Here is a 4491-nt window from a genome sequence, read left to right as displayed (position 1 = left end):
CAGTTGGAACACCTTTCGCCTCTAGTTCAGAGAGTTCGACAAAAGAATGGCGCTGCGTGGTTAGATCGTATTGTAACGATGCTGACACCCACTCAAAATTGAAGGCGAGGCTAAGCGCTTCGCGCACGCGAATGTCGGTGAATGGTTCACGCAACAAGTTGAACACAAAGCCAGCGGGCGTTGGCGGCGATCCATTCGGAAGCTCTTCGCGCTTGATGTTGCCGTTCTTTACGCTTGGAAAATCATAGGCCGTCGCCCACTTCTTTGTGCTGCCTTCTTGGCGGAAGGTGTAAACGCCGGATTTGAACGCTTCAAACTCTGCCGTTTCATCCAGAAAATATTCCACGCGCACGCGATCAAAGTTGTGGCGACCCACGTTTACAGGCAGATGCCAGCCCCAATAGTCGGGATTTCGTTTGTAAATGATGTAGCGGTTTATTTCGAAGTCATCGACCACATACGGCCCGCTTCCAAGTGGGGTCAGCAGTGACGGGCTGTCCAAACGTTCGCCTGTTTCTTTATACCACGCTTCGGAAAACACGGGCGAACCGCCGACTTGGCTAATCAGCGAGCGTCGCGAAACGCCATCAACGAAAACCGCTTTCAGCGTGAGATCATCCACAGCTTCGACACTGGAAACCCGTTGTTTGACCGCGCGGGCATAGCTTCGAATGCCCTGCTCCAAAAACAAGTTATGCGTGAACGCTGCGTCATGCGCAGTCAGTTGCGTGCCATCCGAAAATTTCGCTTCGGGACGCAAATGGAAGACACACCATTCTTTTGATCTGGGGTACTCGACGGCAGACGCCAAATGACAATAAGCGTCCGTGATTGAATCGGCTGGAACCGCGTCATCAAAAGGTGCGCGCGCCAACATGCTCTCTGCAACAAGTCCGGAATACTCTCCTGGCTGCCCTTTTTGTGCCCAGCGGTTCATGCTGTCAAAAGTTCCGCGCGCAGACAGTGAAATTTCGCCGCCCTTCGGAGCATTCGGGTTCACATAATCGAAATGGGTGAAGTCGGCTGGATACTTCAGATCACCAAAAAACGAATAGCCATGGCTTTTGATGATTTCCGAGGATGAACTTTCGGCAGAGGCCCCCCTTGGGCCCAAACCCATTGCCAAACCTGCACTACCCGCGGCCATGCCAAGCATAACATCGCGGCGCTTCAAGGTGATTTCTTTCGGAAACTTGTCCGTCATCATCCTACTCCTTTGACGAATACGTCATCAATCTTGCTTATACATAGCTAAAGCGCAGCGCTTGTCACATTCAAGCGCCGAATGGATGAACTCGTTGTGATTAGGGCGTGTGTGGGGGCTATTTTTGCAATCGACACAAAAAAGCCGCCCAGCGCTAGGCGGGGCGGCTTATTACATAGAATCTCGTCAACGTCGCTTTACTTGATGGTTTCCAAATACGCGATGATATTGGCGCGATCTGTATCTTTCTTCAGACCGGAAAAGCCCATCTTGGTGCCCGGTGCATAGCTTTTCGGGTTTTCAAGGAAGCCGTCAAGCGCGTCGTAATCCCAAGTGCCACCCATTTCGGCAAGAACACCTGAATAGCCAAAGCCATCAATTTTACCGATTTCACGGTTCACCACATTGAACAGGTGCGGCCCTGTGCCGTTCGCGCCGTCTTCCAGCTTGTGGCAGGCTTTACACTTGCCAAATACTTTTTCGCCTTTTGCAACATCCGCGCTGGCGATCAAGGTTGCGATGTCCGGGCCTGCTTCCGCTTCCTCAGCTTGATCGTCGCCTTCGACTTCGATCACGTAGGCCTGACCATGACCTTCGCCATGATCGTCACCGTGAGCGACAGGCGCAGTGTGATACAGCGACTCGGCTGCCCAGCTGCCCAAAAGGAAAATCAGCAAAGCACCGCAGGAGGCGCCGAGCACTTTTGTAAACGTCATGGTGTCAAACATCTGGTTCGTCCCGTTGAATATCGTTGCGCGGCTATCTATGGCTTTCGCGCGCGTAAGGCAAGGTGTAGAACCCGCGACTAAACGCCCATTTGCTACAGATTTTAGAGGAGCCCTGTCCATGGCCAAGAAGATCGCATTCCAAGGCGAGTTGGGAGCCTATTCCCATGAGGCCTGCGCAGACAACTACCCAGATCATGAACCGCTGCCCTGCGGCACCTTTGAAGATGTCATCGAGGCCGTAAATTCGGGGCGCGCGGAACTAGCGATGTTGCCTGTGGAAAACTCTACTTACGGGCGTGTCGCGGACATTCACAGATTGCTGCCAAGCTCTGGTTTGCACATCATTGACGAGGCTTTCACACGGGTGCGCATCAGCTTGATGGCGCTGCCTGGTGTTGCGTTGGGTGACATCAAAAAGGTTCGCGCGCATCTTGTCTTGCTACCCCAAGCTGCTGCGTTCCTTACGAAAAATGGCATTGCGGGCGAAGCTGCGGCAGATAGCGCAGGCGCAGCGGCTGAACTGGTTCAAAGCGATGATCGCACAAGCGGCGTGCTTGCCAGCGATATCGCAGCGCAGATTTACGGGCTCGACGTGCTCGCCCGTGACATCGAAGATCACGGGCACAACACCACCCGTTTTTTGGTGATGTCGCCCAACACCAAGCTGGAGCGTCGAGGCGATCATGGCATGCTGACCAGCTTTGTGTTTCGCGTGCGCAACATTCCTGCGGCGCTTTACAAAGCGATGGGCGGGTTCGCGACCAACGGCGTCAACATGACCAAATTGGAAAGCTATATGGTTGGCGGGCATTTCACCGCAACGCAGTTTTATGCGGACATCGAAGGCCACCCAGAGGATGCGAACGTAAAACTGGCGCTAGACGAGCTTGCATATTTCACGAGCGAAATGACGATTCTCGGAACCTATCCAAGATCAGCAGAGCGCGATGCGTAACGCTTAGGCCCTTTTGCCGGCTTTGTAATCACGCTCAAGAACGCAGACAAAGTCGGCGGCTTTTGTTTTAAAGCGCTTTTCCAACTTTGTCTTACCAAGCCGAAGTGTCTTAACCATCAATCGCCCTGACAAGCTGTTGGGTTTAAGCTCAATCGCCAATGACGCACGTGTGCGACTTTTTGAGAGAGACATGAGTTCGAGCGTGGCCAGCGCCGTGACATCCGCGCTTTTCAGCTCTAGGCAGTAGCTTTCAGGCGCGCAATATTCCACCATTTCCGCGTCAATCTTGCGTTCCTTGCCGCGCAGTTTGAACTTTGTTTTCCACGCCATGCCGACGTCATGTTGTGGCAACGAATCAACACGGCGCACTTCTGCACCGCGTCGGAGCGCAGAACGTTCGAACTGATCAAAATCACTGAACAGCTTGAAAGCATCTTCAATTGGCGCTTCAATATCTTCTTTAGTCGAGAATTTCATCGGCCTGCCCGCCTCTGTTGCGTTTTTTCCCTCTATAGCTGAGGGTTGTTAGTCAAGTCTATCACTGAGCCAACGCTCTAGAATGAAATGTGCAATTGCGCCTTTGCGCGCAGGAAGCATTTTCGGGTTTTGCCCTGCAAAGGTAAGCATCATTTCTTCACGGCTTACCCACATCGCATCTTCGATTTCTTTGGGGTCAATCGTAATGTCACGGCTCGTCGCTTCGCCCTTGCACCCGAACATAAGCGAATTGGGAAAAGGCCAAGGTTGGCTCGCAAGGTAATCCACCTGACCAACTGTAATCCCCGCTTCCTCAAAGACTTCGCGTCTGACGGCAGCTTCAAGCGTTTCACCGGGCTCGACAAAGCCGGCAAGGAGCGAATACATGCCCTCTGGCCAGCCGGGAGAGCGCCCCATGAGAACCGAATTTCCGTTTGTTATCAACATAATGACGACGGGATCGGTTCTTGGAAAATGTTGCGCGTTACAGCTGGTACATCCACGTTGCCAACCTGCGTTGGACATTTCGCTTTTGGCCCCGCATTTGGCACAAAATTTATGGCTGTCATGCCAGCAATAGAGCGCGCGCGCACTGGCCGCGAGTTCCGCATCTCGGGCATTCAGGCGGGTCATATTCACCCGCAATTCCGCAAATACATCCGTCCTTGGCAGGTCAGGATGGCGTTGCTCGCTCTGATCCAGAAAAGAAGAAAGCGATGTTTCATCCACCTCGCCGGGCGTCCAATCAGAAATGTCGTGTGCAAAAATCGCACGATTATCTTCCAATCCAAGGAAAACCGCATTCTCTGCACGGTTCGCAAACAAAGGCAGCGTTGTTGGTACACGCGCCAGCACGTCCCAAGAACCGCGACGTATTAACGGTTTGCCACGCCAGTAAACAATCGTTTCCGATGACGGGTCCGCGTGAAGCCGCGCTATCGCAGCAGCATCGGCACGCAGTTCAGCCGCGCGATTAAGGCCAGAGCCGCCGAAGGTTACCGTTTCCGCAAATTTCATACTCTGCCCTTTGTGATTTTGGGCAGGCTAAGGCCGATCAGGGGACGGGTTCAAGGGCTGTAAGACAATCGCGGACTGCATCTTGTAATATCCGAACGTCACTCGTATAT

The 4491-nt window shown here is 53.1% G+C and carries 5 protein-coding genes; 1 reads left to right on the top strand and 4 read right to left on the bottom strand.

Translation table 11 applies throughout. From position 1 onward, the window contains the following. Together WBC85_RS11255 and WBC85_RS11250 are read right to left on the bottom strand one after the other, a co-directional pair. Nucleotides 1-1204 (bottom strand): extracellular solute-binding protein (locus WBC85_RS11255; RefSeq protein ID WP_424436858.1); only part of this gene is annotated, 1204 nt, incomplete at its 3' end. Between the two features lie 197 nt (nucleotides 1205-1401). Then, nucleotides 1402-1932 carry a c-type cytochrome gene (locus WBC85_RS11250; RefSeq protein WP_424436855.1) on the bottom strand — a complete coding sequence of 177 codons (531 nt, stop codon included), beginning with the start codon at nucleotides 1930-1932 and terminating at the stop codon, nucleotides 1402-1404. A 118-nt stretch (nucleotides 1933-2050) separates the two neighbouring features. Between WBC85_RS11250 and WBC85_RS11245 the strand changes: the two genes are divergently transcribed. Then, the gene (locus WBC85_RS11245) at nucleotides 2051-2887 is read left to right on the top strand and encodes a prephenate dehydratase (RefSeq protein WP_424436852.1); all 837 of its coding nucleotides are present in this window, start codon (nucleotides 2051-2053) and stop codon (nucleotides 2885-2887) included. Between the two features lie 3 nt (nucleotides 2888-2890). Here the strand turns inward: WBC85_RS11245 and WBC85_RS11240 are convergent, their stop codons facing one another. Both WBC85_RS11240 and nudC read right to left on the bottom strand, forming a co-directional pair. Further along, the gene (locus tag WBC85_RS11240) at nucleotides 2891-3364 is read right to left on the bottom strand and encodes an SRPBCC family protein (protein ID WP_424436849.1); all 474 of its coding nucleotides are present in this window, start codon (nucleotides 3362-3364) and stop codon (nucleotides 2891-2893) included. Nucleotides 3365-3412: 48 nt separating this feature from the next. Next, nucleotides 3413-4381: an NAD(+) diphosphatase gene (nudC, locus tag WBC85_RS11235; RefSeq protein ID WP_424436846.1), complete on the bottom strand. Its 969-nt coding sequence runs from the start codon at nucleotides 4379-4381 to the stop codon at nucleotides 3413-3415. Nucleotides 4382-4491: the final 110 nt, after the last annotated feature.

Source organism: Planktotalea sp., assembly GCF_049680325.1.
GTDB lineage: Bacteria > Pseudomonadota > Alphaproteobacteria > Rhodobacterales > Rhodobacteraceae > Planktotalea.
Note: the sequence above shows the minus strand (reverse complement) of the source record. Positions and strands in the feature narration are given on the sequence as shown.

Coding starts and splice junctions, on each gene's coding strand:
- WBC85_RS11240 (WP_424436849.1), bottom strand. CDS start 3,364: ATGAAATTCTCGACTAAAGAAGATATTGAAGCGCCAATTGAAGATGCT.
- nudC (WP_424436846.1), bottom strand. CDS start 4,381: ATGAAATTTGCGGAAACGGTAACCTTCGGCGGCTCTGGCCTTAATCGC.
- WBC85_RS11250 (WP_424436855.1), bottom strand. CDS start 1,932: ATGTTTGACACCATGACGTTTACAAAAGTGCTCGGCGCCTCCTGCGGT.
- WBC85_RS11245 (WP_424436852.1), top strand. CDS start 2,051: ATGGCCAAGAAGATCGCATTCCAAGGCGAGTTGGGAGCCTATTCCCAT.